The organism is Stutzerimonas sp. NM35 (genome assembly GCF_054604355.1).
Genome location: NZ_CM137728.1, coordinates 2,680,053 through 2,703,537, shown reverse-complemented (window position 1 = coordinate 2,703,537; position 23,485 = coordinate 2,680,053). Strand labels below are relative to the sequence as shown.

Annotated in this window: 19 protein-coding genes; 10 read left to right on the top strand and 9 right to left on the bottom strand. The window is 62.2% G+C overall.

Going from position 1 to position 23,485, the window contains the following annotated elements; all coding sequences use genetic code 11:
- Position 1 precedes the first annotated feature (1 nt).
- The 3 genes from ACYCFC_RS12600 to ACYCFC_RS12590 form a co-directional block, all read right to left on the bottom strand.
- Positions 2–595, bottom strand: coding sequence for a PepSY-associated TM helix domain-containing protein (locus ACYCFC_RS12600; RefSeq protein ID WP_181085503.1), 594 nt, complete (start codon positions 593–595; stop codon positions 2–4).
- Positions 596–757: 162 nt separating this feature from the next.
- A complete protein-coding gene (locus ACYCFC_RS12595) occupies positions 758–2,983 on the bottom strand; it encodes a TonB-dependent receptor domain-containing protein (protein ID WP_459651794.1) in 2,226 nt (741 codons plus the stop codon).
- Positions 2,984–3,311: 328 nt separating this feature from the next.
- The gene (locus ACYCFC_RS12590) at positions 3,312–4,004 is read right to left on the bottom strand and encodes an SIMPL domain-containing protein (RefSeq protein ID WP_181085508.1); all 693 of its coding nucleotides are present in this window, start codon (positions 4,002–4,004) and stop codon (positions 3,312–3,314) included.
- A 149-nt stretch (positions 4,005–4,153) separates the two neighbouring features.
- Here ACYCFC_RS12590 and ACYCFC_RS12585 point away from each other — a divergent pair, with 149 nt between their 5' ends.
- The 3 genes from ACYCFC_RS12585 (at position 4,154) to ACYCFC_RS12575 (ending at position 7,141) form a co-directional block, all read left to right on the top strand.
- Positions 4,154–5,410, top strand: coding sequence for an ATP-binding protein (locus ACYCFC_RS12585; protein ID WP_181085510.1), 1,257 nt, complete (start codon positions 4,154–4,156; stop codon positions 5,408–5,410).
- 34 nt (positions 5,411–5,444) lie between these two features.
- The gene (locus ACYCFC_RS12580) at positions 5,445–6,005 is read left to right on the top strand and encodes a response regulator transcription factor (RefSeq protein WP_181085512.1); all 561 of its coding nucleotides are present in this window, start codon (positions 5,445–5,447) and stop codon (positions 6,003–6,005) included.
- A 194-nt stretch (positions 6,006–6,199) separates the two neighbouring features.
- Positions 6,200–7,141 (top strand): AEC family transporter, encoded by a 942-nt coding sequence (locus ACYCFC_RS12575; RefSeq protein WP_181085514.1) that lies wholly within the window; start codon positions 6,200–6,202, stop codon positions 7,139–7,141.
- A gap of 3 nt (positions 7,142–7,144) precedes the next feature.
- On the opposite strand, the gene ACYCFC_RS12570 is transcribed toward ACYCFC_RS12575, so the two are convergent.
- From ACYCFC_RS12570 to gatC, 6 genes are all read right to left on the bottom strand, one after another.
- On the bottom strand, positions 7,145–8,227 hold the full coding sequence (locus ACYCFC_RS12570) for a calcium/sodium antiporter (RefSeq protein ID WP_459651793.1): 1,083 nt from the start codon (positions 8,225–8,227) through the stop codon (positions 7,145–7,147).
- A gap of 37 nt (positions 8,228–8,264) precedes the next feature.
- Positions 8,265–9,350, bottom strand: a complete 1,086-nt coding sequence (locus ACYCFC_RS12565) for a calcium/sodium antiporter (protein WP_181085533.1) — start codon at positions 9,348–9,350, stop codon at positions 8,265–8,267.
- A gap of 67 nt (positions 9,351–9,417) precedes the next feature.
- Positions 9,418–9,819 carry a septal ring lytic transglycosylase RlpA family protein gene (locus tag ACYCFC_RS12560; protein ID WP_459651792.1) on the bottom strand — a complete coding sequence of 134 codons (402 nt, stop codon included), beginning with the start codon at positions 9,817–9,819 and terminating at the stop codon, positions 9,418–9,420.
- 140 nt (positions 9,820–9,959) lie between these two features.
- A complete protein-coding gene (gatB, locus tag ACYCFC_RS12555) occupies positions 9,960–11,408 on the bottom strand; it encodes an Asp-tRNA(Asn)/Glu-tRNA(Gln) amidotransferase subunit GatB (RefSeq protein ID WP_181085537.1) in 1,449 nt (482 codons plus the stop codon).
- Positions 11,409–11,419: 11 nt separating this feature from the next.
- The gene (gene gatA / locus ACYCFC_RS12550; protein WP_459651791.1) at positions 11,420–12,871 is read right to left on the bottom strand and encodes an Asp-tRNA(Asn)/Glu-tRNA(Gln) amidotransferase subunit GatA; all 1,452 of its coding nucleotides are present in this window, start codon (positions 12,869–12,871) and stop codon (positions 11,420–11,422) included.
- Between the two features lie 14 nt (positions 12,872–12,885).
- Complete coding sequence (gene gatC / locus ACYCFC_RS12545; protein ID WP_181085541.1) at positions 12,886–13,173, bottom strand: Asp-tRNA(Asn)/Glu-tRNA(Gln) amidotransferase subunit GatC; 288 nt, start codon at positions 13,171–13,173, stop codon at positions 12,886–12,888.
- A 310-nt stretch (positions 13,174–13,483) separates the two neighbouring features.
- On the opposite strand from gatC, the gene mreB reads away from it, so the two are divergent.
- The 7 genes from mreB (at position 13,484) to ACYCFC_RS12510 (ending at position 23,477) form a co-directional block, all read left to right on the top strand.
- Positions 13,484–14,521 carry a rod shape-determining protein MreB gene (gene mreB / locus ACYCFC_RS12540; protein ID WP_014851637.1) on the top strand — a complete coding sequence of 346 codons (1,038 nt, stop codon included), beginning with the start codon at positions 13,484–13,486 and terminating at the stop codon, positions 14,519–14,521.
- 99 nt (positions 14,522–14,620) lie between these two features.
- Entirely contained in the window at positions 14,621–15,589 is a 969-nt protein-coding gene (gene mreC, locus ACYCFC_RS12535; protein WP_336509721.1) for a rod shape-determining protein MreC, read from the top strand.
- Positions 15,586–16,074 carry a rod shape-determining protein MreD gene (gene mreD / locus ACYCFC_RS12530; protein WP_181085545.1) on the top strand — a complete coding sequence of 163 codons (489 nt, stop codon included), beginning with the start codon at positions 15,586–15,588 and terminating at the stop codon, positions 16,072–16,074. The genes mreC and mreD overlap by 4 nt, the downstream gene beginning before the upstream one ends.
- A gap of 152 nt (positions 16,075–16,226) precedes the next feature.
- Positions 16,227–17,372 carry a PEGA domain-containing protein gene (locus ACYCFC_RS12525; protein ID WP_459651790.1) on the top strand — a complete coding sequence of 382 codons (1,146 nt, stop codon included), beginning with the start codon at positions 16,227–16,229 and terminating at the stop codon, positions 17,370–17,372.
- Positions 17,373–17,512: 140 nt separating this feature from the next.
- Positions 17,513–18,106 (top strand): Maf family protein, encoded by a 594-nt coding sequence (locus ACYCFC_RS12520; protein ID WP_459651789.1) that lies wholly within the window; start codon positions 17,513–17,515, stop codon positions 18,104–18,106.
- 75 nt (positions 18,107–18,181) lie between these two features.
- Positions 18,182–19,639: a ribonuclease G gene (gene rng, locus ACYCFC_RS12515; protein WP_181085551.1), complete on the top strand. Its 1,458-nt coding sequence runs from the start codon at positions 18,182–18,184 to the stop codon at positions 19,637–19,639.
- Between the two features lie 37 nt (positions 19,640–19,676).
- Positions 19,677–23,477 (top strand): YhdP family protein, encoded by a 3,801-nt coding sequence (locus ACYCFC_RS12510; RefSeq protein WP_459651788.1) that lies wholly within the window; start codon positions 19,677–19,679, stop codon positions 23,475–23,477.
- Positions 23,478–23,485 lie beyond the last annotated feature (8 nt).

Sequence of the window (23,485 nt, the reverse complement as noted above, 5' to 3'; positions counted from 1 at the left end):
CTTAATGAATGAACAGCAGCGCCAGTAACAGCGGAATCACCAGCCCGGCCCCGACCAGTGGCCAGGTCGTCGGTCGACCACCCGCGTGCCGTTGCAGCAGCAACAACCCGGTGAGGCTGAAGACCACGCAGGCTGCGGCGAAAATATCGATGAACCAGCTCCAGGCCGTGCCGGTATTGCGGCCCTTGTGCAGGTCGTTGAGGTAGGAAATCCAGCCACGGTCGGTGGACTCGTATTCGAGTTCGCCGGTTTCCAGTACCAGGCTCAACCAGGCGTCGCCACCCGGACGGGGCAGGGCGACATACAGCTCGCCATCGCTCCATTCCGCATCACGGCCAGCAAGGTCGATGCCCAGCTCCTGTTCGAGCCAGCCGCGCAAATCGTTTGGCAGCCCCACACCTGGTTGATCGCTCAACAACTGTTGTTGCAGGGATTCGGGCAATGAAGCCGTATGCTCGATGATCTTCGGTTTGGCTTCGATCTGCGCGGCGTGGTTGAGCGTGATTCCGGTCACTGCAAACAACAACATGCCCACCAGGCACAGCGCAGAGCTGATCCAGTGCCATTGGCGCAGGGTGCCGAGCCAGAGTTGCATGATTGTCCTTGAGTACGGTTGGTGGCTGGATTCTAAGAGGCTTTCGGACTGAATGTTAAGGATTTACAAACAGCATACATTCGCGTCTTTGTCGCATGGCGGCCTGATGCAGATATGGCCAGGCCGGAGAGAACTCCGGCCTGGCCATATTGCATCGCTGAATCAGAAGGTGATGTTGGCGGAGAGCCAGAAGCGACGGCCTTCTTCCAGGGTGCCGGTGGTCGACTGGGCTGTTTGTGTGTAGTACGAAGCCCAGCCGGTAGTGGAGCCGGAGGTGTAGCTTTCTCCGTCGAGGAAGTCCTTGTCGAACAGGTTGTAGATGGTGGCGTTGAGCGTTACGTTCTCTGAGGCGCGGAATGAGCCGCCCAGGTGGAACACTTCATAGGCTTTGAGATCTCCGACCTGATCCATGAGATCTTGATTTACCGTGGTCAGAGTCGTGTAGCGTTGATTGAAGCGTGCTCGCTCACCTCGGTATTCCCCTTTGAACCACAGGTTCAGGCGATCGGTCGCTTCCCAGTTGAGGCTGGCATGTGCCATGTGTTTCGGAGTGTTGGTCAGAGGAGCTCCCTTGTCATCCCCACTTTTCTGTTCGCTGTCGGTGTAGGTGTAGTTGCCCGAGAGCGACCAGGCAGGTGCGAATTGCCAGCGGCCTGCCAGTTCTATGCCCTGGGTTTCCGCTTCGCCGATATTCACGTTCTGGGCGAAGTTTTCCTGCAGGAAACTGCTACCAAGATCCACGCAGCCAGGCTGGTTGGGGTTCGTTGGATAATTACAGTTGGGCAGAGGGGTGCCGCTGTCGATCTTGTCCTTGAACTTGGTGTGGAACAGCGTGGCGTTGGCGCTGAAGCCTGCCAGATTGTCGTAGTAGGCCCCGAACTCGGTGTTGGTGGTGATTTCCGGGTCCAGGTCCGGACTGCCGATGGTTATGGTGCGGCCCTGGCCGCTTACACCGTTGATGCCGCCATGCAATTGATTGAGGGTCGGTGTTTTGTAGCCTCGGCTTACTCCGCCCTTGAGCGTCCAGCTTTCGTTGGTATTCCAGACCAGATAGGCGCGTGGGCTGATATGACCGCCGAAGGCTTCGTGATCTTCGTAACGGGCGCCCAGGGTCAAGGCCAGGTCATCGCGTAGACGCCACTCGTCTTCGATGAACAGAGCCCATGAGGTCTGCTGGAATTTTTCGGCTGCAATGCCATCCTCGACCTCCGCATCCCAATATTGGGCGCCGATGGTGGCGATATGTGATTCGCCGACAGGCGCGACCAGCTTGGTGTCGAATATCAGGTCGGTGGATTTCAGCTTGCGGTCATTGCCTCCCACGATGCTTGGGTAACCGCTATAGGGGGTGCCGAGAGTACCGGGAATAGTACGTCCCAGAGTTTCGGTGGTGTTGTGGGTAAGAGTGCTGTCCAGTGTGCCGAAACCGAGACGTCCGGTATGCGTCAAGGCGAACTGATCGCGTTCGAAACGCAGCTCATCCTTGTAGCCATTGATAGTCGCCGGTGCATCTACGGTGCAACCGCCGATGGCATTGCCACCAGACTTCCCATCCAGGGTTCCGAGCTGGCAGTCATCATTGTTATAGACCTGCCGACCGCGCTCGAAATCAAGGGAAAAATCGTGATCTTCATGGGGGGTCAGCGTCAATCGAGTGCCGAAGTTGGTGTTGCGCCCTTCAACGGGTGCTGCGCCGCGTTTGCTGACAGTGGTGTCGTTATCGAAGCTCAGGTCTGTCTCGCTACGGTCGTAAATGCTACCGCGTACTGCCAACCCCAGCAGGCCATCGATCAGCGGACCGCTGGCGTAAAGGCTGGCCTTGCTGGCATCGCCATAGTCGCGGTTGTCCTGATAGGTATGGTCAAGACTCAGCGAGCCGCCCCATTCCTCGGCGACCTTCTTGGTAATGATATTGACCACGCCACCCATGGCATCGGAACCGTAGAGCGTGGACATCGGGCCACGGATCACTTCGATACGCTCGATGGCCGACATCGGCGGCATGAAACTGGTAGAGGTTTCATTGAAACCGTTTGGCGTGACATTACCGGCAGTGTTTTGCCGGCGTCCGTCGATGAGTATCAGGGTGTACTCGCTGGGCAAGCCACGAATGCTGATGTTCAATCCGCCGGTCTTGCCTGCACCCTGGCGTACGTCGATGCCTTCCACATCTTCCAGCGCTTGCGCCAGGTTACCAAAACGCTTCTGCTGCAGATCTTCCTGAGTGATCACACTGATGCTCGCCGGAGCGTCGGTGATCTTCTGCTCGAAACCGGAAGCACTGACAACCATCGTGTCCAGGTTTACCGGATTGGTTTCAGCGAGAACGGGCAGGCTGCAGCCGACGAGAGCGATGGCCAGTGCCGAACGGGTGAAAGGGACGTACATGCGCGGATCCTTTTTGTTGAGAATCATTCCGGCGCGCATGATAGTTATTCGCGAATAGGAATTCCTTACAAAAGATTTACCAAGGTGGCATTTTGCTCATGCGGTCGGGCTGAAAAGCCCGGCGCGCAAGAGTTTCAGTAATTGTATCTAGGTGTGACAAGCTGTTGTAAGTGCAATGACAACAGCCTGAGCCGAGCAAGCAGCTCTTGCAGCTGACCCGCGCGAACGTCGGATTACGCCTTCGGCTAATCCAGCCTACAAAGCCTTGGCCGTGTGATTCGCTTGTTCGTCCAGCTGTTCAGCCTCCAGCGCTTTTATCGGCTTTTACTTACGGCATCAGCACTTCGATGACGCCGTCGGCATTGACGCTGACCTGGCGAGTGCCAGCCTCGATTTCCGGTGTCGCCATGGCATCCATGCTCTTCATCGCCATGGCGCGCATCACTGGCTGATAACCGCCGCCACTGCCGAGGTTGAGATTGACGATCCGGTAGTCGCTGCCGCCCAGTGCTTCGGTGGCCAGTTGTGCTCTGGCGCGAAATGCAGCGATGGCATCCTTGAGTAGGGCATCTTCGTTCTGTTTGCGGATCGCGTCGGAGACGCTGAAGTGCATGCTGCCCATCTTCAGGTCCTGCATCAACTCGCCGGTGAGCTTGGAAAGGGCGGCGAAGTCACCGCTCTCAAGACGCAGTTCGGCTCGTTCGCGCCAGGCGGTGATCTGCTGGCCTTTTTCCTCGTAGACCGGATAGCTGCTACGGCTGCCCTGGTTGACGAGGACACCCTTGGACTGGCGGGCACGTTGCAGCGCCCGGTTCATCACTTGGGTGGTCTGGGCGGCGAGTTGCGCCGGGTCCTGATGCTGGGCTTCGCTGTAGAGCGTGACGTGCATACGGTCGTGGGCCACTTCGCTGGTGGCTTCGGCGCGCAGGGATATCTGGTTGTAGCGCTGGTCGTCGGCGACGACCGGGAGGCAGGCCAGGCAGGCCAGTAAAGCGACTGGACGGGCAAAAGAGGCAGACATGACGGCTCCTGAATAGGTGTGCACCGGGATGCGGGCTTGTGACTTTATCCCGTTGTGAATGGTTGCGCAGATTTTCCATGCGTCTCATTGCCGCAGACAGGGTGCCTTTCGAGACGCTTGGTTATACTCGCGAATCGATTGGAGACTCCATGTACGCATCCGTTCAACTGCTGTCGGCAAGCCGGCAGAATCTTCGTCTGCTCACCCTGATTCGCATCCTTGTGCTTGCCGCCCAAGCCGGGGCGGTGGGCCTTGCCTATGCCACACAACTGGTTGCGCTGCCATGGCTGCATCTGGGGGTGACGCTGGCCATTTCGGGCCTGATCTGTCTGGTGACCGCGCTGCGGCTACGAGGCCCCTGGCCTGTGACCGAGCAGGAGTACGCTTTTCATCTGGCGGCCGACCTGCTGATTCACAGTGCCCTGCTGTATTATTCGGGCGGCTCGACCAATCCGTTCGTGTCCTATTACCTGGTGCCGCTGACCATCGCTGCGGCGACCTTGCCGTGGCTGTATTCGATCGTCCTCTCTGGCCTGGCGCTGGCCGGGTATACGCTGATGCTGGCCTGGTACGACCCTGTCATCGTGCCGCCGGTCGATCGCACCACGTTGCTGGTCTACGGCATGTGGCTGAGCTTCGCGCTGGCCGCTGCGCTGATCACCTTTTTCGTTGCGCGCATGGCCGAACAGTTGCGGCGCCAGGAACAGCTCCAGGCCCAGCGCCGCGAGGAAAGCATGCGTGACCAGCAGTTGCTGGCCGTGGCGACCCAGGCCGCCGGGGCCGCTCATGAGCTGGGTACGCCGCTGGCGACCATGAGCGTGCTGCTCAAGGAGCTGCGCCAGGAATACCAGCAGCCGCAACCATTGAATGAAGATCTGGCGCTGCTGCAATCCCAGGTTCAGCTGTGCAAGGAAAGCCTGCGTCAGCTGGTGCGCGCCGCCGAGGCGGATCGTCGCCAGGCCATCGTCGAGCAGAATGCCCGTGAATGGGTGGAGTCGGTGATGCAGCGCTGGCACCTGATGCGACCGGAGGCGACCTATCGCTTCCAGTGCCTGGGCAAGGGCAGCCCGCCACGGCTGATGCCACCTGCAGACCTGGGGCAGTCACTGCTCAATCTGCTGAACAATGCCACCGATGCCAGCCCGGACGACCTGGATATCCGCCTGGATTGGGACGCGCAATGGATCACGCTGACCATTCGTGACCACGGTGCGGGCGTGCCGCTGGCGATCGCCGAGCAGATCGGCAGGCCATTCATCACCACCAAGGGCAAGGGGTTCGGTCTGGGACTATTTCTCAGTCAGGCGAGCGTGACACGTGCCGGCGGGACTGTGAAACTCTACAATCACGAGGATGGCGGCGCGCTGACCGAATTGAGGCTGCCGCACGGCTCGGTACGGGCCTGATCACTGACGTGACCCAATCGCGAGGAATGCATAGATGACCGAAGAGCTGCAGCACGACGGCGAAGATCAGCCCCATCTGCTGCTGGTGGATGATGACCCGACCTTTACCCGTGTCATGGCGCGTGCCATGAGTCGTCGGGGGTTGCACGTCAGCATCGCCGGTTCGGCAGAGGAAGGACTGGAGATGGCCCGGCAGGAAACGCCCGATTACGCGGTGCTGGACCTCAAGATGGAAGGTGACTCGGGGCTGGTGCTGCTGCCCAAGCTGCTGGAACTGGACCCGGAAATGAAGGTGCTGATCCTGACCGGCTATTCGAGTATCGCCACGGCGGTCGAAGCCATCAAACGTGGTGCCTGCAACTACCTGTGCAAGCCCGCCGATGCCGATGATGTTCTGGCTGCATTGCTCTCTCGGCATGCCGATCTGGACACGCTGGTCCCGGAGAACCCGATGTCGGTGGATCGCCTGCAGTGGGAACACATCCAGCGCGTGCTGGGCGAGCATGACGGCAATATTTCCGCCACCGCCCGCGCGCTGGGCATGCATCGGCGTACCCTGCAGCGTAAGCTGCAGAAAAGGCCTGTAAGACGCTAGCCTGATCGTCGGGTTATGCCTTTGCAGGTCGGATTACGCTTCACCAACCCGACGAGCGATCTCCGGTCTTCTGATCGTCGGATTACGCCTTTGGCTAATCCGACCTACGAAAGCGGGCTCTGCGCTGTGTAGGTCGGGTTAGGCTTTACCAACCCGACGAGCGACTTTCAGCCTCCCACTCTCCGAGCCCATCCATGCCTTCCCTTGTCGTTCAGACGCTGAGCGTTACCGCTCCGGTATTCGCAATGCTCTTCCTCGGCGTCGTGCTCAGGCGTATCGGCTGGATCGACAGCGCCTTTATCGGCAGCGCCTCGACGCTGGTGTTCAAGGGGTGCATGCCGACGCTGCTGTTTCTGTCGATTCTTCAGGCCGACCTCAGTGCTGCATTGCAGCCGGCGCTGATCGGCTATTTCGTGCTGGCCAATATCGCCAGCTTCGCACTCGCCTGGGTCTGGGCGTTGTGGCGTTGCCCGCAGGCCGATCGTGGCGTGTATGTGCAGGGGGCATTTCGCGGCAACAACGGCATCGTTGGGCTGGCACTGGCGAGCAGCCTGTATGGCGATTACGGACTGTCGCTGGGCAGCGTGCTCGCCGGCGTGGTGATCATCATCTACAACACGCTCTCGGTGGTCGTGCTGGCCATCTACAGCCCCGGCGGCAACAGCAGCCTGCGCTCGGTGTGCCTGAGCATTCTGCGCAATCCCTTGATTATCGGTGTGGCGACGGCGATTCCCTTTGCTTATTGGCAGGTGACGCTACCGGACTGGCTGCTGACCTCGGCGGGCTATTTTGCCCAGTTGAGCCTGCCGCTGGCGCTGATCTGCATCGGTGGGACCCTGTCGCTGAGCGCGCTGCGGGAAAGCAGTGGCACGGCGATCAGTGCCAGCCTGATGAAAATGATCTGGTTGCCGCTACTGGCCACGCTCGGTGCCTGGCTGTGGGGGTTTCGCGGAGCCGAGCTGGGCATCCTCTTCCTTTACTTCGCCAGCCCCACGGCGGCGGCGAGTTTCGTCATGGCGCGCGCGGTCAACTCCAACTACCGCCTGGCGGCGACCATCATCGTGATCACCACGCTGTTTTCGGCGCTCACCATCAATGCGGGTTTGCTGTTGCTGAGCGGGTTGGGCTGGCTTTGAAAACTATTGCCTTTTCCAGGCCCGCCCGGCGATGACGATCAGGGTGATGGCGGTCAGCGGCAGGGCATAGCCGAGTATCGCGTCGCCGAAGGTTTCGGCAAATGGTCGTCCGGTGCTGCTCATCACCAGATACAGCGTGTAGGCGATGTAATAGGCGAGAAACAGCAGGCCTTCCCAGCGATTGATGGTATAGCCGGCAAAGAAGATCGGCAGACAGGCCACGGCCACTGCGATCATCACCGGGAAGTCGAAGGCCAGTGCATTGGACGACACGGCAATTGCCTGCGGCGAGACGAGCGAGGCGAGGCCCAGCACGCAGAGCAGGTTGAAGATGTTGCTGCCGACGATGTTGCCCACTGCGATGTCACGCTCGCCGCGCAAGGCCGCCATGATCGAAGTGGCCAGCTCCGGCAGTGAAGTGCCGATGGCGATTACGGTGAGGCCGATGACCAGTTCCGACAAGCCGAGCGCACGCGCCAGCGCGACGGCACCCTCGACCAGAAAGTTGGAACCCACGACCAGCAGCACCAGGCCGGCGATCACCAGGCCGGCATTGATAAGCCCGGCATGGGGTTTGGCCGGCTCGTCGAGACCGAACTCCTTGGCGAACTCGTCATCGGCATCGGCTGCGTTCTCGCGGCGGCTGCTGATGACCAGGAACAGCGTGTAGATCACCACTGCGCTGAACAGGATGGTGCCATCGATACGGCTGAGCTCGCCATCCCAGGCCAGGCCGAAGGTGACCAGACTGGCGCCGATCATGATCGGCACGTCGAGGCGGATCAGCTGGCGCGACACCACCAGCGGCGCGACCAGCGCGGTCAGACCGAGAATCAGCAGCACGTTGGCGATGTTGCTGCCGACCACGTTGCCGATGGCGATATCGCCACTGCCGTTCAGGGCGGCCTGCACGCTGACGGCGGTTTCCGGTGCGCTGGTGCCGAAGGCGACCACGGTCAGGCCGATGACCAGCGGTGAAATGCCGAACTGGGCCGCGAGTTTGGCGGCACCGCGCACCAGTACCTCCGCACCGGCAACGAGCAGCACCAGGCCGGCTAGAAGGTAGACGAAAGTCATCAGGGTCACGATGTGGCGCTCCGCAAGGATAGAGAAAGAGAGAGGGTTAGCGCTGGCGTCGCCAGGCGCGCAGGAAGATCACCAAAAGCGTGACGGTCGTCAAGGGGAAAGCGAACCAGAGCATCGCATCGCGCAGCAGATCGATAGCGCCGAGGCCTGTTGCGAACATCACCAGGTAGAACGTATAGGCGATGTAATAGGCGAAGAACAGCAGGCCCTCCCAGCGGCGAATGCAGTAGCCGGAGAAAAAAATCGGCAGGCAGGCGACGAACACAGCCAGCATCACCGGGAAATCGAACGACAGGGCATTGGGCGAAATGGACAGCCCTTCTGCGGATACTGCAGCGCCGGCGCCCAGGACGAGTAATAGATTGAAGATGCAGCTACCGACCACGTTGCCCACGGCAATGTCGCGCTCCCCTTTGATCACGGCCAGCACCGAAGTCGCCAGCTCCGGCATCGAGGTGCCGACTGCCACCACCGTAAGGCCGATGACCAGCTCCGAGAGGCCCAGTGCCCGGGCCAGGCCGACGGCGCCTTCGATCAGCAGGTTCGAGCCGCCCACCAGCATGCCGAGGCCCAGCAGGATCAACAACAGCTGGAACACCCAGGCAAACGGCTTTTCGCCATCGGCAGGGCCGAACTCTGCGGCGAACTCGTCGTTCTCGGGGGCCTGCCTTTCTCTTTTGCCGGCGGCCACCAGAAACAGGGTATAGCCGATCAGGCAGGCGAGCAGCAGGATACCGTCCAGCCGACTGATGCTGCCATTGAAGGCCAGCCCATAGCAGAGCAGGCCGGCGCCGATCATCACCGGAACATCCAGGCGTATCAGCTGCCGGGACACCACCAGCGGTGCGATCAGAGCGGACAGGCCGAGGATCAGCAGAATATTGGCAATGTTGCTGCCGATCACGTTGCCTACTGCGATATCACCGCTGCCGCCGAGTGAAGCCTGCACGCTGACGGCTGTTTCCGGTGCGCTGGTGCCAAAGGCGACCACCGTCAGTCCGATGATCAACGGTGGAATGCCGAAACGGCCGGCCAGTCTGGCGGCGCCACGCACCAGCGCTTCGGCGCCGATCACCAATAGCACCAGGCCGCCGATCAGGTAGGCAAAGGTCACCAAGGACATGCGTACGCTCCCGTCATTGCTGAGGCCGCGCTGCATGTTGCCGTGGTGAGGGCAAGCGTAGGATCGGTCATGGGAGCGTTTCGATACGTACGCGGACCACGCCGTGGTCCAGCATGTCCAGTTGTATTGCCGCCGCGCGCGAGACGTCGATGATGCGGCCGCGGCGGAATGGTCCGCGGTCGTTGATTCGCACCACTACCTGTTTGCCGTTCTGCTCGTTGATTACGCGCACTCGCGTCCCGAATGGCAGGCTGCGATGAGCCGCAACCAGTGCATTCTGATCATGGATCTCGCCGCTCGCCGTACGTTTGCCGTGGTGCAAACGAGCATAGTAGGACGCCTTGCCGCTCTGGCTGAAGCGATCCTGCACGGCAGGTGGCGCTTTGGATGGCTGGGTCGGCTGGCGTTCGGCGCAACCGCTGGCCAATAGCGCCAGAAGCAGTGGGACGGTAAAGCGTGTCAGTTGCATGAAAATCCTTCCGTTGGTCGATCGCTGAGTCGGCGACGGCCCACGGCAGGTGTGGTGAAGCTCCGGCGGCGCCGAAAGCCGTGCTGCGGTCCTCTGCGCGGTTGCAGCGGGTGCAGCCGCGCAGAAGGCCATCGTTCAGCTTAGCCTTCGAGTTTCTGCTTCAGCAGTTGGTTCACCTGGCCGGGGTTGGCCTTGCCCTTGGAGGCCTTCATGGCCTGGCCGACGAAGAAACCGAACATCTTGCCGCGCTTGGCTTCGTCACTGGCGCGGTACTGTTCGACCTGTTCGGCGTTGGCGGCCAGCACCTCGTCGAGCATCTTCTCGATAGCGCCGGCGTCGGTGACCTGCTTGAGGCCCTTCTTCTCGATGATCTCGTCGGCGCTGGCGCCTTCGCCGGCGGCCAGGGCCTCGAAGACCATCTTGGCGAGCTTGCCGCTGATGGTGTTGTCCCTGATGCGCAGGATCATGCCGCCCAGTTGCCCGGCTGACACCGGCGACTGCTCGATTTCCAGGCCTTCCCTGTTGAGCAGGCTGGACAGCTCGCCCATCACCCAGTTGGCCGCCAGCTTGGCGTCGCCGCAGCTGGCGTTGACCTGTTCGAAATAGTCGGCCAGTTCGCGGCTGGCCGAGAGCACGCTGGCGTCGTAGGCGGACAGGCCGAACTCGCGCTCGAAACGCTCGCGCTTCTGCACCGGCAGCTCCGGCAAGCTGGCGCGCACTTCGTCGAGGAAGCTCTGCTCGATCACCACCGGCAGCAGGTCGGGGCAGGGGAAGTAGCGGTAGTCGTTGGCCTCTTCCTTACTGCGCATGGAGCGCGTCTCGTCCTTGTTCGGATCGTACAGGCGGGTTTCCTGCACCACTTTGCCGCCGTCCTCGATCAGCTCGATCTGGCGCTGGACTTCGTGGTTGATGGCCTTTTCGATGAAGCGGAAGGAGTTGACGTTCTTGATCTCGGCGCGGGTGCCGAACGCGGCCTGGCCCTTGGGCCGTACCGAGACGTTGCAGTCGCAGCGCAGCGAGCCTTCGGCCATGTTGCCGTCGCAGATGCCCAGGTAGCGCACCAGCGAGTGCATGGCCTTGACGTAGGCCACGGCCTCCTTGGCGCTGCGGATGTCCGGCTCGGAAACGATCTCCAGCAGCGGCGTGCCGGCACGGTTGAGGTCGATGCCGCTCATGCCGTGGAAGTCTTCGTGCAGACTCTTGCCGGCATCCTCTTCCAGGTGCGCGCGGGTGATGCCGATGCGCTTGGTGGTGCCGTCTTCCAGTGTGATGTCGAGGAAGCCCTTGCCGACGATGGGGTGGTCCATCTGGCTGGTCTGGTAGCCCTTGGGCAGGTCCGGGTAGAAGTAGTTCTTGCGCGCGAAGACGTTCTGGCCGGCGATTTCGGCGTCGATGGCCAGGCCGAACTTGCAGGCCATGCGTACGGCTTCGGCATTGAGCACCGGCAGGGTGCCGGGCATGCCCAGATCGACCAGGCTGGCCTGGGTGTTGGGTTCGGCGCCGAAAGTAGTGGCGCTGCCGGAGAAGATCTTCGACTGGGTGGCGAGCTGTGCGTGGATCTCAAGCCCGATGACGGTTTCCCATTGCATCTTCAATCTCCTCAGAATCCGACCGGGGCGCGCTGGTGCCAGTCGGTGACTTGCTGATACTGGTGCGCGATATTGAGCAGACGCGCCTCCTGGAAGTACGGTGCCAGCAACTGTACGCCCACCGGCAGGCCGTCGATGAAGCCGGCCGGCATGGACAGGCCGGGAATGCCGGCCAGGTTGGCGGTGATGGTGTAGATATCTTCCAGGTAGGCGGAAACCGGGTCCGCATTTTTCTCGCCGAGTTTCCAGGCCAGGTTCGGCGTGGTCGGACCGAGAATCACGTCCACCTCGTCGAAGGCGCTGACGAAGTCGTTCTTGATCAGCCGGCGAATCTGCTGGGCCTTGATGTAGTAGGCATCGTAATAGCCGGCGGACAGCGCATAGGTGCCGACCATGATGCGGCGCTTGACCTCGTCACCGAAACCTTCGGCGCGCGAGCGTTTGTAGAGGTCGTTGAGGTCCGTCGGTTTTTCGCAGCGGTAGCCGAAGCGCACGCCGTCGAAGCGCGACAGGTTGGAGCTGGCCTCGGCGGGCGCGATCACATAATAGGACGGGATCGCGTGCTGCATGTTCGGCAGGCTGATGTCCTTTACCGTGGCGCCGAGCTTTTTCAGTTCGTCGACCACCGCCATCACCGCTTCGGCGATTTTCGGGTCCAGACCTGCACCGAAGTATTCCTTCGGCAGGCCGATGCGCAGGCCGGCGAGCGGCTGGCTCAGCGCGGCGAGGTAGTCATCCAGCGGCTGTTCGACACTGGTGGAGTCTTTCGGGTCGAAGCCGGCCATGGCCGACAGCAGCAGGGCGCAGTCCTCGGCGGTGCGGGCCATGGGGCCGGCCTGGTCGAGGCTGGAGGCGTAGGCGACCATGCCCCAGCGCGAGACGCGACCATAGGTGGGCTTGAGGCCGGTGAGGTTGGTCAGCGCTGCCGGCTGGCGGATCGAGCCGCCGGTGTCGGTGCCGGTGGCCGCCGGCAGCAGGCGTGCAGCAAGGGCCGCGGCGGAACCGCCGGAAGAGCCGCCCGGTACGCGGGAGAGGTCCCAGGGGTTCTTCACCGGGCCGTAATGACTGGATTCGTTGGCCGAGCCCATGGCGAACTCATCCATGTTCAGCTTGCCGAGGGTGACGGTGCCGGCAGCGGCGAGTTTTTCCACCACGGTGGCATCGTAGGGGGCGGCGAAGTTGTCGAGCATCTTCGAGCCGCAACTGGTGCGGATGCCCTGGGTGCAGAACAGGTCCTTGTGACCGATGGGCGCGCCGAGCAGCGGGCCGGCTTCACCTGCTGCGCGGCGGATATCGGCGGCTTTCGCTTGTTCAAGCGCCAATTCTTCGGTGACGGTGATGAAGCTGTTGAGCTGCGGATCGAGCCGGGCGATGCGCGCCAGCAGGCTGCGTGTCAGCTCTTCGGAAGAGAAGTGCTTGCTGGCGAGGCTGCGAGCGATATCGGCGAGGGTCAGTTGATGCATGTCGGTGTCCTTCATCACTCGATCACCCGTGGGACCAGGTACAGGCCGTCTTCCACAGCCGGAGCGATGGCCTGGTAGGCGTCGCGCTGGTTGGTTTCGGTGACGTCATCGGCGCGCAGGCGCTGGTGGGTTTCCAGCGGATGAGCCAGCGGCGCGACGCCACGGGTATCGACAGCCTGCATGCGGTCAATCAGACCGAGGATATTGTTGAGGGTCTCGGTGGTGCGGGGCAGATCGGCCTCAGCCAGACCCAGGCGGGCCAGGTGAGCGATCTTTTCCACCTCGGAGCGTTCAATCGCCATCGGGTTTCTCCAGCGCAAAGCGAATCGGATGCGACCTGCGTCAACCATCAGCGGTGCATGGGCAGCAGGGATGGGCCGCAGCAGCGGGCATAAAGCCCGGAAAAGCCGACAATGTTACATGCCTGCAGGATTTCCCGGTAGCATGGCTGCGGCTTGATGGTGTGCCGCTTGCACACTGTGCCAGTCGCCTTTCACCGAATCGCCCATGTCTGGCCGGTCAGGCGTGGACGCGCGCCTTGCCCTACGTTCGCACCATTGTTAGAGTTTGCGGCACTTTTTTCCCCACGCGTTTGCCCCAGGGCCATTTCCCATGTTCAAAAAACTGCGTGGCATGTTTTCCAGTGATCTGTCGATCGACCTGGGCACTGCCAATACTCTTATTTATGTGCGTGACCGGGGCATCGTCCTGGATGAGCCGTCCGTGGTTGCCATCCGCTCCCACGGCAATCAGAAAAGCGTTGTGGCGGTGGGTACCGACGCCAAGCGCATGCTGGGTCGTACTCCTGGCAATATCAACGCCATTCGCCCCATGAAGGACGGCGTTATCGCCGATTTCAGCGTTTGTGAAAAGATGCTGCAGTACTTTATCAACAAGGTTCACGAGAACAGCTTTCTGCAGCCCAGCCCGCGCGTGCTGATCTGCGTACCGTGCAAATCCACCCAGGTGGAGCGCCGCGCCATCCGCGAATCGGCCCTGGGGGCCGGTGCGCGCGAAGTCTTTCTCATCGAAGAGCCCATGGCGGCCGCGATTGGCGCAGGCCTGCCGGTGGATGAAGCACGTGGCTCGATGGTCGTCGATATTGGCGGCGGCACCACGGAAATCGCATTGATCTCCCTTAACGGCGTGGTTTACGCCGAGTCCGTGCGGGTCGGTGGTGATCGCTTCGACGAGTCCATCGTCACCTACGTGCGCCGCAACTACGGCAGCCTGATCGGTGAATCCACCGCCGAGCGCATCAAGCAGGAAATCGGCACGGCCTTTCCGAGCAATGATGTGCGTGAAGTGGACGTGCGAGGCCGCAACCTGGCTGAGGGCGTGCCGCGTAGCTTCACCCTCAATTCCAATGAAGTACTCGAAGCGCTGCAGGAGTCGCTGGCGACCATCGTCCAGGCGGTCAAGAGCGCGCTGGAACAATCGCCGCCGGAGCTGGCCTCGGACATTGCCGAGCGTGGCCTGGTGTTGACCGGTGGCGGCGCACTGCTGCGTGACCTGGACAAGTTGCTGTCGCAGGAAACCGGGCTGCCGGTTATCGTTGCCGAAGAGCCGCTGACCTGTGTTGCGCGTGGCGGCGGTCGGGCACTGGAAATGATGGATCGCCACGCCATGGATCTGTTGTCCACGGAGTAAGCGACAGGCACCAGGTTCCAAGTGCAAGCCGAAAGCGGGGTCGGACCTGCTCTCGGCTTGTTGCGTTAAGTTGAAGCCTGCCACTGCGAGGATTCGCCGATCAAACCGCTATTTGCCAAGGGACCCATGCTCGGAGTGCGCCTGCTGGTGCTTTCCGTGGTCTGTGTCGTGCTGATGGTGGTGGATGCTCGCTTCGATACGCTCAAGCCGGTGCGTAGTCAGATGGGGTTGGTGCTGACGCCCTTCTACTGGCTGGCCGATCTGCCGGTGCGCACCTGGCAGCGGGCCACCGAACAGCTCAGCAGCAGCACCAGCCTGGCGGCTGAAAACGAAAAGCTCAAGGCCGAAGCGCTGCTGATGCAGCGACGCCTGCAGAAGCTGGCCATGTTGACCGAGCAGAACGTGCGTTTGCGCGAGCTGCTCAACTCCGCCGCTCTGGTCGATGACAAGGTGATCGTCGGCGAGCTGATCGGCCTCGATCCCAACCCCTTTACGCATCGCATCCTGATCGACAAGGGCGCACAGGATGGTGTGTTCGTCGGCCAGCCGGTGCTCGATGCCAGCGGGTTGATGGGCCAGGTCGTCGAAGTGATGCCATACGCCGCCAGGGTCCTGCTGCTTACGGATGTCACCCACAGCATCCCGGTGCAGGTCAATCGCAATGGCCTGCGTGCGATTGCCGTGGGCACCGGCAGCCCCGATTATCTCGAGCTGCGCCATGTCGCCGAGACGGCCGATATCAAGGAAGGGGACCTTCTGGTCAGTTCCGGCCTGGGACAGCGTTTCCCCAGTGGCTATCCGGTCGCCCAGGTCACTGAAGTGGTGCGTGGCTCAGGGCAGCCGTTTTCCATCGTTCGCGCAACGCCCACGGCGATGCTCAACCGCAGTCGCTACCTGCTGCTGGTCTTCAGCGATTCGCGCACGCCCGAGGAGCGCGCCACGGATGCCGCCGAAGCGCAGGTCACGGCGGATCGCGAAGCAGCGCATGCACAGCCCGATCCGGCTGCACCCGTAGCTGAGCCGGAAACGCCGGCAACCCCTCCGGCGAACACGGAGTCGCGACCATGAACAGCGGGCGCACGAACAACAGCTGGGTCATCTGGCTGACACTGATGGTCGCGCTGCTGCTTTCCATTGCCCCCATGCCGTACAGCACCGGGCTGGGGCGCCCGCTCTGGCTGGCCATGGTCATTGCGTACTGGGCGATTGCCTTGCCGCATCGGGGAGCGATGGCGGCGGCGTTCGTCTGCAGCCTGGTGCTCGATGTGCTTTCCGGCACGTTGCTGGGACAGAACGGACTGCCGCTGATTCTGATCACCTTCCTTGTGCTCAGCCTACAGCAGCGTCTGCGCATGTTTCCCCTGATGCAGCAGAGCCTGGTGCTGATGGTGATCTTCGGCATCGGGCAGTTGGTGCAGTTGTGGCTCAATACGCTGACAGGCAATCGCCCGCCGACCCTGTTGTTCCTGGTGCCTGTGCCTGTTAGCGCCTTGCTCTGGCCCTGGATGTTCATCGCCTTGCAGTGGATGCGACGCCGCTTCAACGTTTATTGAGCGCTGCGTGCGTCATCGGGCCGCGTCGCTTGTGTCCTTGTGCCGTCAGGCCTTTTCTGAAATTATCCACACTTTTAATAGCTAAAGGCCACATAGGCCTGAAACTTATAATTAGAACTATCAACGCTAAGCACAATACGGACGAATGGGTTATGGATACGGGCGTTTCGAGTTATTCCAAGCCGAGAAGAGTGTTCATTGGGGCGAAGGCGATGCTGGCGGGGGCCGGCTTCTTCGGTGCACTGGTCATGGCGCTTGTGGTGGGCAGTGATTATTCCCAGGCTGACAGCGCTGGCGTATCGGGCAAGGGCGCCGAACCCCAGATTGCGCCACTGAGCAGGGTGGCCCAGGCCGGCGGCGAGCAGTTCGAGCACTCCGATCAGTTGACGGCCAAGATTGCCGAACTCGACGCCATCCTGGCCGAGAAGCAGCGTCTTGAAGATGCCTTGCGCGTCGAGAAGAGCGCACAAAGCGCAGCCGCTCTGCAGTCGAGCAATGCCAAGAAGCTGATCCGCATGGAGCTGGAAGACTTCTTCGCGCAGAGCAGCAATCGCGAGCGCCTCGATACGTTGCTTGCAGATTACAAACGCAGTGCTGATGAAGAGCAGGCGGCGCTGCAGCGCGTGCAGTCGGTGGAGAAGGATCTGAGTGCCAAGCAGCTGAGCTTCTCCCAGGCGGCCAGGGACGTGGAGCGCCTCAAGGCGCAGCTGGCTTCCGAAGTACGCAAGCGCAACAGCAAGAAGATCCAGTCGATTGCCCGGCGTCTGGACAAGACCCTCTATTTCAACGAGTCGGTTTCGTTCCGCTGTTCGACCACCAAGAGCCTGGCCGCCTGCCTGGCTGGTTACGAGCACGATGGACGGATGTCGCAGTGGGTGCTCGACCACTATGAGCGGGTCCTTGGCGAAGACATCCGTGATCAGGTCGAGGAACTGAAACTCAGCCCCAGCTGGTATGGCTATCGCACCAAGACCGAGTTCTCCGAGGCAAGCATGAGCATGGATGGCACCGTCACTGCCCAGATGAGCATCCAGGCCAACGTGACCGCCAAGAAGATGATGGCCTGCGCGATTCTCGATGTGCCCTATGAAATGTGCGACAGCAAGACTCATTCGCTTATCGTGCGCAGCAACAGGTACAACGATCAGGTGCTGATCAATGAGCAACCACAGGGTTCGACGCCTATTTCGCTGATGCTCGACAGTGGTGTTTACGAGGTCCAGGTCACCTCAGGTGGTGTGACACAAAAGCGCACCCTGTCGCTCAAGGGCGATCAGGTCGTCAACTTCAAGTTCTGAACTGACCGGGCTGGCGTGCCCCGCACGTCGGCTTTCGGGCACTGCCCGAATATGCGAACCTGCCTCGTACCCTAGGGTCTGTTGACGTTTAGTCGCAATCCGCGAACGAAATGGCAACAGACCTTAAACAAGGATCAGGCATGCCCGCATTGTTTCTCGCCTCCGCGTCGCCCAGACGCCGTGAATTGCTGACCCAGATCGGCGCTCGCTTTACCCTTCTTCCCGTTTCCATCGACGAGACGCCGCATGCGGCTGAAGCGCCCGACACCTACGTTCAGCGTCTGGCGCGGGAAAAGGCGCTGGCCGGGCTGTCGCACATTGAAGAGCCCGCGGCCTGCGTGCTGGGCGCCGATACCTCGGTGGTGCTGGACGGGCACATTCTCGGCAAGCCGGTCGACAAGGCCGATGCCCTGGCGATGCTGCAGGCGCTGTCCGGGCGTGAACATCAGGTGCTGACCGCCGTGGCGCTGGCCAGCGAGGCCGGCTGCGTCGTGCGCCTGGTCGGCAGCCGGGTGCAGTTCCGCGCGATCACGGCTGATGAAGCCGAACGCTACTGGGCCAGCGGCGAGCCGCAAGACAAGGCGGGCGGCTACGCCATTCAGGGTCTGGGCGCGGTATTCGTCAGCGGCCTGCAGGGCAGCTATTCCGGGGTGGTCGGCCTGCCTCTGGGCGAAACGGCACAGCTACTTGCTGCTTTTGGAATTCCCTTCTGGGCAACAGACACCTGTGCTTGAGCGTTCAAGTCGTTAGAATCGGGCTCATCTGTCAGCTTCGGCTGTTTCGTATCACGCCACAGGCCGAGAACAATAATGAGCGAAGAGATTCTGATGAACATCACCCCCATGGAGTCTCGGGTGGCGGTGGTGGAGAACGGTGTCCTGCAGGAGGTGCATGTCGAACGCACCCAGCGTCGTGGCATCGTCGGCAATATCTACAAGGGCAAGGTGGTGCGGGTACTGCCGGGCATGCAGGCGGCGTTCGTCGATATCGGGCTGGAGCGCGCCGCCTTTATCCATGCTTCGGAAATTTCTGCGCGTGAAGGCAATGCCGTCGAGCCCATCAGCGCGCTGGTCCATGAAGGCCAGGCGCTGGTGGTGCAGGTGACCAAGGACCCCATCGGCACCAAGGGCGCGCGGCTGACCACGCAGCTGTCGATTCCCTCGCGCTACCTGGTCTACATGCCCAGAACCAGCCACGTCGGGATTTCCCTGCGTATCGAGGACGAGGCCGAGCGCGAGCGCCTCAAGCAGGTGGTGGCCGAGTGCATTGCCGCCGAGGGCATCAGGGAAGTCGGCGGATTCATCCTGCGCACGGCGGCTGAGGGCGCTGGCAGCGATGAAATTCTCATGGATATCCGCTATCTGCGCCGGCTCTGGGAGCAGATCGCCGAGCAGATGAAGAGCGCCGGTGCGCCGACCATGATCTATGAAGACCTGTCGTTGGCGATGCGCACCCTGCGCGACCTGATCAATCCGCGTATCGAGAAGATCCGCATCGATTCGCGAGAGAATTTCCAGAAGGTCAGCCAGTTCGTCGACGAATTGATGCCTGAGCTGAGCGAGCATCTGGAGCATTATCCAGGCGAGCGACCGATTTTCGATCTGTACAGCGTCGAGGATGAGATCCAGAAAGCGCTCGGTCGCAAGGTGATGCTCAAGTCCGGTGGCTACCTGATCATCGATCCTGCTGAGGCGATGACCACAATCGACGTCAACACCGGGGCTTTCGTCGGTCATCGCACGCTTGAGGAAACCATCTTCAAGACCAATCTCGAATCCGCCACGGCCATCGCCCGGCAGTTGCGCCTGCGCAATATCGGCGGAATCATCATCATCGACTTCATCGACATGGCGGACGAGGAGCATCGGCGTCAGGTGCTGCGTACCCTGGAAAAGCAGCTGGAGCGCGATCACGCCAAGACCAACATCATCGGCATCACCGAGCTGGGGCTGGTGCAGATGACGCGCAAGCGTACCCGCGAGAGCCTCGAACAGGTGCTGTGCGAGCCGTGCATGTGCTGCCAGGGGCGCGGCAAGCTGAAAACGCCGGAAACGGTCTGTTACGAGATCTTCCGCGAGATCCTGCGCGAAGCCCGTGCCTACCAGCCTGAAGGCTATCGCGTGCTGGCCAACCAGAAAGTCATCGACCGCCTGCTCGACGAGGAGTCGGGCAATGTGGCCGACCTTGAGAGCTTTATCGGGCGCTCGATCAAGTTCCAGGTCGAGACCATGTACTCGCAGGAACAGTATGACGTGGTGCTGCTCTGAACCGACGCCTGCCTGGCGATGACCGGAGCGCGTGTCCGTGAGCCGGCTTTCATCGCTTTTCCTCGACGTCCTGCGTCGCAGTTTCTGGCTGGCTGCGGTCGGCCTGATGCTGGCGGCCCTGTACGTCAGTCTCGGGCGTCAGCTGGTGCCGCTGGTGGCCGAGTATCGCCTTGAAGTGCAGGACAAGGCGCGTGAGTGGCTGGCCATGCCGCTCAGCCTCGGACGTCTGGAGGGCCGCTGGAGTGGCTTCGCGCCGCGGCTGCTGGCCCACGATGTGGTGCTGGGCGAAGGGGGAGCGGCGATGCGTCTGGACCGTCTGGCGCTGGAGCCTGATATAGCCGCCAGCCTCTGGGCCCGCCAGTTGCACTTCAGGTCGGTGGAACTTTCCGGGATTCACCTGAGCCTGGTACAGGATGCCGATGGACAATGGCGTGTCGAGGGCTTTCCCCAGCAGGACAAACAAGCGACCGATCCACTGGAAAACATCGCCGAACTGCAGCGGATCGGTCGGCTATCGCTGCTCGATAGCCAGGTTACCTTCGAAGCGCATGGCGAAGCGCCGCTGACCCTGACCTACGCCAACCTGGAGCTGCGCAGCCTCGATCAGCGCTTGCAGCTGAGCGGCAGCCTGGTACTGCCCGACGGTCAGCCGCTGAGCCTGAATGCCCAGGCGCGGATCGATGCCGATGACTGGCGCGACAGCGCGGCGCGGCTGTACCTCAGGTTGCCGCAAAGCGACTGGGCGGCCTGGTTGCCCGAGAAGCTGACGGGCGACTGGAACCTGGAACGCCTGCATGCCGGTGGTGATATCTGGCTCGACTGGCGCGAGCGGGGCCTGACGCGTGGCGTCGCCCGTCTGGTTGCGCCGCTGCTTGAAGTCGGGCAAGCGCAGTCCGAGCCTGTGCGGATCGAGGATCTGGCGATAAATGCCTATCTCGACCGCGCCGCCGAAGGCTATCGGCTGCAGCTCGACGACCTGGCCTTCAGGCTCGATGAAACCCGCTGGAGCGATACCGCGCTGGTGCTGCAGCAGGATGCCGCCCATGATCACTGGCGGTTGCAGGTCGATCATCTGCCTGTCGCGCCGCTGGCTGCGCTGATCCAGGCCCTGGCGCCCATGCCCGAGGTCGCCGGCGAATACCTGCTGGGGCTGGCGCCGCGTGGAACGCTGCGCAATGTCCAGCTCGACTATCGTGCGGCGGCGCCGTTGGCCGAGCGTCTGGCGTTCGTCGCCAATCTCGACAGGGCGAGTATCGACGCCTATCACTGGATTCCGGCTGCGCGCAATGTCAGTGGCCTGGTGCGAGGCAATCTTGGCGGCGGCGAGCTGCGCTTCGACAGCCGGGATTTCAGCCTGTATCTGGCCGAGCTGTTTCCGCGTGCGTGGGAGTATCGGCGCAGCCGTGGCAGCCTCGTCTGGGCGCTGGATGAGCAGGCCTTCACGCTGGTTGCGCCTTATCTTCAGGTCGAAGGCGAGGAAGGCCGGATCGCCGGTGATTTCCTGATCCGCCTGATGCGCGATCCCGAGGCCGAAGACTATATGGACCTGCGAGTCGGGATCAGCGATGGCGATGCGCGCCATACGGAAAAATACCTGCCGACCCGCTCGCCGGCGATGAGCCCGGCGCTGAGCGAGTGGCTGACGGCGGCGATTCGCGATGGCTTCGTCGAGCAGGGCTATTTCCAGTATCAGGGTTCGCTGAGCAAGGCGGCCAGCAATACGGCACGCAGCCTGAGCCTGTACTTCAAGGTCAGGGACGCCGAGTTCGCCTTCCAGCCGGGCTGGCCGGCTCTGCGCGAAGGACGCGGCGAGGTGCTGATCGAGGATGACCGGGTGCGGGTGCGTCTCGCCGAGGGGCGCATGCTCGACAGTCGGGTTCATGATGTCCTGGCGCAGATCCCGCTCGGCCAGGGGGAGCAGCCGCTGCGGCTGGCCATCGACGGGCAGGTCGAGGCGGGCCTGAAGGATGCGCTGACCCTGATGCAGGTCGCGCCTATCGGTACCGCCGAGCTGTTTGCCGGATGGCGGGGCGAGGGGCCATTGAACGGCTCGCTCAAGCTGGATATTCCGCTGGCAGGCACTGAACAGCCGAAGGTCGTGGTGGATTTTTCCAGCGCCGATGCGTCGCTGTTCATCGCCCAGGCCGATCTGCAACTCGACGCCCTGAGTGGTGACTTTCGCTATGACAGCGAGCGCGGCCTCAGCGCTTCCGCCATCCGTGCCCGTGCGCTGGGCAGTCAGGTCACGGGCAAGGCCAGTGCCATCGGCGCTTCGGGCAAGCCGGTCAGCCGTATCGAGGCGGGCGGCGTGGTGCCGCTGGCGCAGCTCAAGACCTGGCAGAAGATCGAGCAGCCCTTGCCGGCCTCGGGCGAGGTGCCGTTCCAGTTGAGCCTGACGCTGGATGGCGCTGACAACCGCCTGCAGATCGACTCGTCTTTGCTGGGAACGGCGCTGTTGCTGCCGGCGCCTTTCGCCAAGGCCGCAGGAGAGCGACGTGACACCACCCTGCGCATGACCCTGGGCGGCGAGCGCCAGCAGTACACGCTCAAGCACGGCGCGTTGGCGGCGCTGACCTTCAATACGCCGGCCAATCGCTGGGCCGAAGGGGGCGGTGAGCTGGTCCTGGGCGGTGCTGCAGCGAACCTGCGCAGCGATCAGGGCCTGCGCGTGCGCGGACGCCTGCCGCGCGTCGATCTGAGAGAGTGGCAGGCGCTGCTGGCCGAATACACCTCGCCCGCGCAGGGCCAGCAGGCAACCTCGTTGCTGCGCCGCGTGCAGCTTGATATCGGTGTCTTCGAAGGCCTGGGAACCCAGGTCGACAACCTTGCGCTGGATTTGCGCCGGCTGTCGAGCGCCTGGGCGCTGGGGCTGGACAGCCGGATCGTCGCCGGCAACGTCCACTTGCCCGATGCGCAGGGTGAGCCCATCGGACTGAAACTGTCGCATCTGCGCTTTCCGGCAGCCGAGCCGGCGCAGCCAGACGCACCACGCCAGGACCCGCTGGCAGGCATCGATCCGCGCAGCCTGCCGGCAATGGATATCACCGTGAACCAGGTGCTGCAGGGTGAGCAGCCGCTGGGCGCCTGGTCGCTGAAGATGCGTCCGCGCGGCGACGGGGTTGAGTTCTCGGAGCTGGATCTGGGACTGAAGGGGCTTCAGCTCGCCGGCACGGGTGGCTGGAACGCATCGCGCAGCTGGTACAAGGGTCGGCTGGAAGGCGACAATCTGGCCGACGTGCTGCTTGCCTGGGGCTTTGCGCCCTCGACCACGAGTGAGCGTTTCCATCTGGATGCGGATGCCAACTGGTCCGGGTCGCCGGCGTTCTTCAGTCTGCAGCGCTTGTCCGGTCGTCTCGACGCCCGGTTGCGCAACGGCCAGTTTCGAGAGGTCGAAGGCAGCGCACAGGCATTGCGGGTGTTTGGCCTGCTCAATTTCGATTCCATCGGGCGGCGGCTGCGGCTGGACTTTTCCGATCTGTTCGGCAAGGGGTTGAGCTACGATCAGGTCAAGGGCGAGCTGATCGCTACCGAGGGTATCTTCGTGACGAAAGGCCCCGTCACGATGACCGGGCCGTCGAGCAATCTGGAACTCGACGGCACGCTGGATATGGTCAATGACCGGATCGACGCCAAGCTGCTGGTGACCCTGCCGGTGAGCAATAACCTGCCGTTGGCCGCGCTGATCGTGGGTGCCCCGGCCATCGGTGGCGCGCTGTTCGTGGTCGACAAGCTGCTGGGTGACAAGGTCGCCCGCTTCGCCAGCGTTCAGTACAAGGTCGAAGGACCTTGGCAATCGCCGAAGATCACCTTCGACAAGCCCTTTGAAAAACCTAACTGAGCCGTTTG

Bases quoted from the DNA above. Each gene is read 5' to 3' on its own strand.
- gatA (WP_459651791.1), bottom strand. From the start codon at position 12,871: ATGCATCAACTGACCCTCGCCGATATCGCTCGCAGCCTCGCCAGCAAG.
- gatC (WP_181085541.1), bottom strand. From the start codon at position 13,173: ATGGCGATTGAACGCTCCGAGGTGGAAAAGATCGCTCACCTGGCCCGC.
- ACYCFC_RS12600 (WP_181085503.1), bottom strand. From the start codon at position 595: ATGCAACTCTGGCTCGGCACCCTGCGCCAATGGCACTGGATCAGCTCT.
- ACYCFC_RS12595 (WP_459651794.1), bottom strand. From the start codon at position 2,983: ATGTACGTCCCTTTCACCCGTTCGGCACTGGCCATCGCTCTCGTCGGC.
- mreD (WP_181085545.1), top strand. From the start codon at position 15,586: ATGAACAGCGGGCGCACGAACAACAGCTGGGTCATCTGGCTGACACTG.
- ACYCFC_RS12565 (WP_181085533.1), bottom strand. From the start codon at position 9,350: ATGTCCTTGGTGACCTTTGCCTACCTGATCGGCGGCCTGGTGCTATTG.
- ACYCFC_RS12575 (WP_181085514.1), top strand. From the start codon at position 6,200: ATGCCTTCCCTTGTCGTTCAGACGCTGAGCGTTACCGCTCCGGTATTC.
- ACYCFC_RS12560 (WP_459651792.1), bottom strand. From the start codon at position 9,819: ATGCAACTGACACGCTTTACCGTCCCACTGCTTCTGGCGCTATTGGCC.
- gatB (WP_181085537.1), bottom strand. From the start codon at position 11,408: ATGCAATGGGAAACCGTCATCGGGCTTGAGATCCACGCACAGCTCGCC.
- ACYCFC_RS12585 (WP_181085510.1), top strand. From the start codon at position 4,154: ATGTACGCATCCGTTCAACTGCTGTCGGCAAGCCGGCAGAATCTTCGT.
- rng (WP_181085551.1), top strand. From the start codon at position 18,182: ATGAGCGAAGAGATTCTGATGAACATCACCCCCATGGAGTCTCGGGTG.
- ACYCFC_RS12520 (WP_459651789.1), top strand. From the start codon at position 17,513: ATGCCCGCATTGTTTCTCGCCTCCGCGTCGCCCAGACGCCGTGAATTG.
- ACYCFC_RS12525 (WP_459651790.1), top strand. From the start codon at position 16,227: ATGGATACGGGCGTTTCGAGTTATTCCAAGCCGAGAAGAGTGTTCATT.
- ACYCFC_RS12580 (WP_181085512.1), top strand. From the start codon at position 5,445: ATGACCGAAGAGCTGCAGCACGACGGCGAAGATCAGCCCCATCTGCTG.
- mreB (WP_014851637.1), top strand. From the start codon at position 13,484: ATGTTCAAAAAACTGCGTGGCATGTTTTCCAGTGATCTGTCGATCGAC.
- ACYCFC_RS12590 (WP_181085508.1), bottom strand. From the start codon at position 4,004: ATGTCTGCCTCTTTTGCCCGTCCAGTCGCTTTACTGGCCTGCCTGGCC.